2 protein-coding genes and 1 pseudogene are annotated in these 2,081 nt (G+C 68.9%); all 3 read left to right on the plus strand.

The annotated features are described in order from the left end of the window. Positions 1–89: 89 nt before the first annotated feature. Positions 90–863 (plus strand): VirB8 family type IV secretion system protein, encoded by a 774-nt coding sequence (locus AC30N0_RS01180; RefSeq protein WP_489516112.1) that lies wholly within the window; start codon positions 90–92, stop codon positions 861–863. Next, positions 860–1,780, plus strand: coding sequence for a TrbG/VirB9 family P-type conjugative transfer protein (locus AC30N0_RS01185; RefSeq protein ID WP_489516113.1), 921 nt, complete (start codon positions 860–862; stop codon positions 1,778–1,780). The genes AC30N0_RS01180 and AC30N0_RS01185 overlap by 4 nt, the downstream gene beginning before the upstream one ends. Then, positions 1,777–2,081 (plus strand): annotated as a pseudogene (locus AC30N0_RS01190) (type IV secretion system protein VirB10); the annotation flags it as partial. The gene AC30N0_RS01185 and the pseudogene AC30N0_RS01190, both read left to right, overlap by 4 nt.

Consider the following 2,081-nt stretch of genomic DNA (forward strand, 5'->3'; position numbering starts at 1 on the left):
TGGCCGACTACCTGCCCTGATGTCTGATTCCTGAACCGCTGCGCCCAGTACCGCCTGAAGGCCGCGCGCAGCTCAACCGAGGTCTCCCCATGAGTGCCGTCCTGACGCCAGGAAGAGCCGCTGCATTGCCTGATCGCTCCCGCGACCATCGCCAGGCCGCTGCGGAGACGACAACGATCGATGCCAACCGCGCATGGGAGATCGACCGTGCGCTGATGCTCGAACGCTCCGAGCGCCGGGCCTGGTGGGTGGCCATCGCCGGCATGGTGCTGGGCCTCATCGGCATCGCAGCAGTATTCGTCCAGGGCCCGCTGCGCCGGGTCGTGGAGATCCCCATCGTGGTCGATCGTGTCACCGGCGAGGCCACGATTCAGCAACGTCTGAGCGTCGAGACCATCCCGCCGATGGAGGCGCTCGACAAGCACAACCTCGCCAACTTCGTCCGGGCCCGCGAAGGCTACAGCTGGATGTTCCTGCAGCGCGACTTCGACCAGGTGGCGCGCATGGCGGTGCCGGCGGTCTTCGCCGACTACAACCGCCAGTTCGAGGGCGACGGCGCCCTGCAGAAGAAGATCGGCGCTGCCGAGGACTGGCGCATCAACGTCATCGGCGTGCGACTGGCCGCGTCCGGGCGCGCCGGGAACAGGGGCGAGGCGACGGTCACCTACGACAAGGTGGTACGCCTGACGGACCGCAACCTGCCGGAAGTCACCACGCGGCACGTGGCCAGCGTCGTCTACCAGTACCAGCCCAAGGTGCTGGCCAAGGAGCGTGACCGGCTCGAGAACCCGTTCGGCTTCGTCGTCACCGCCTATCGGTCCGATCCCGAGATCAACACCGCCGCACCGGGGGCCAAGCCATGAAGCCGCTGGCCTGGCTGACCGCCCTGGGCTGCGTCGCGGTATACGGCTCCACGATGGCCGCGGCGGAGCCTGCGGACCCGCGGCTCCGCGAGGTGGTCTACGACCCGCGCACCGTCATCACCGTGCCGGTCAAGCGCGGCGTCGTGACGCTGGTCGTACTCGATGCCGACGAGGCGATCACCGAGGTAGCCGCCGGTCTGGGCGGCGACTGCACGAAGGCCGATGCTGCCTGGTGCATCGCGGCCCAGCCCGGAGGCCGAAACCTGTTCGTCAAGGCCAAGAGCTCGGCCAGCGCCGCGAACACCTTGGCCGTGGTCACCGACCGCCGCACGCACAGCTTCCGCTTCGTCGTGCTGGCAGACGGCGACCCGAAGCCGCCGGTCTACCGCCTCGTCGTCAAGGCACCGGCCAGGATGACCCCCCCGGCGCGGCTCGCGCTGCGCGAAGCGACGCCAATGATGGCGTTGCCTGTTGTGCCCCCACCCCCGTCACCGCATCAAGTCGTCGCCGAGCGCCTCCAGGCCAAGCCGCAGGTGATGAATACCCAATACTCGATCGCCGAGGGCGCCGGCTCTCAGGACATCGTGCCGACGCTGGTCTACGACGATGGCCGCTTCACCTACCTGCGTTTCCCCGGCAACCGCGAGGTTCCGGCCGTGTTCCATGTGCTGGGCGACGGCAGCGAGACGCTGGTCAACGCCCGCATGGAGGACGACCTGCTGGTGGTCGATCGCGTCAGCCGGCGACTGATGCTGCGGGCAGGCTCAGCCGTCGTCGGTCTGTGGAACGAAGCCTTCGATCTGGACGGCAGGCCCCCGGGCGACGGCACCACGGTGCCCGGCGTGCAGCGCGTGCTGAAGGCCGATGTCAGTGGCAACAACGCGCCCTCCGACGTCCGCAAGGGGGCGACACCATGACTGACGACCCGAACGATCCGCGCGACCGCGATCCAAACCTGGGAGCTGAGCCCGAACCCGACGGCAACGCCATCTCGCCCCTGCCAGGCGAACCGGGCATCCCCAACGTCGCCGCCCGACAGCGTATTTCGATGTCGAAGAAGGGGCTGTTGGCGGTGGCGCTGCTCGTCGGCTCGCTCGTCGCGGTGGCGGCTGTCACCATCCAGCGCTTCTCGGCCAGCGGCAAGAAGGCCGACGAGGCGGAGTCGAAGCTGGTGCGGGACAAGCCGACCGCAGCCACGGCCGAGCCGCGCAGGCTCGA

The organism is Rhizobacter sp., from assembly GCF_031412495.1.
In the GTDB taxonomy this organism is placed as follows: domain Bacteria; phylum Pseudomonadota; class Gammaproteobacteria; order Burkholderiales; family Burkholderiaceae_C; genus Schlegelella_A.